At 47.3% G+C, this 677-nt stretch carries 1 protein-coding gene; it reads right to left on the bottom strand.

The window, feature by feature from the left end; genetic code table 11:
• Positions 1-677, bottom strand: a 677-nt coding sequence (locus R7P74_RS26790) for a YhdP family protein (protein ID WP_443293446.1), incomplete at both ends; no start/stop codon positions are given.

Raw genomic sequence — 677 nt, 5'->3', positions numbered from 1 at the left:
ATTCTGATCTTCACTAGCAAAAATCGAACTGCGCTCTTTGGTCATTTCCTCAAAGTCTGGCAAGTACAAATGCAGATGGTCTAGAGACACCGATAAATCGTACGGTTTGAGGTACGTTGCTTTGCCTTTCACCTCTTGGCTACTCACGTCCAACTGCCAACTTAGGTTCTTTTTACTGGCGTTCAATGCCACATCGTGAAACTCAATGCCGCCCAATAACAAGTTCGGCGTTTCGACTTCAATACGCGTTGGTAAAGGAATCGTAGGCGTCTTCATGTTTGCCAGCACCGATTGCGCTTTACTCTCTGGCGTATCCAGTAACGTCGCCCACTTATCTAGGTTTACCTCATCTAGACGAATCGAAGCATCGTGTCCAACGACAGGGCTAATTTTAAAACCGCCTTTGCCTAACACTAAGTTGGTCGCGGTTAACACTGGCACATCGCCCGAGATATCAATTTCGGTCTGATATTTCGCATTTGGGATTTGCAAACGAGCCGAAATGCTCTCCTGATTCCCCGATGCTTGGAGTTTCGCCTGACCAGCTTCTCCGACCTTTTTCGTCAATGGGTATGGGTATTCACTGGCTAATCGACCGAGCTGCGCCAACACATCTACTTGGTAAGTAAAACCCACATCGTTGAGCTGTAAGTCAATGTCCATTTGCCAAGGCGCAT

Source organism: Vibrio sp. 2033 (assembly GCF_033339735.1).
Note: the sequence above shows the minus strand (reverse complement) of the source record. Positions and strands in the feature narration are given on the sequence as shown.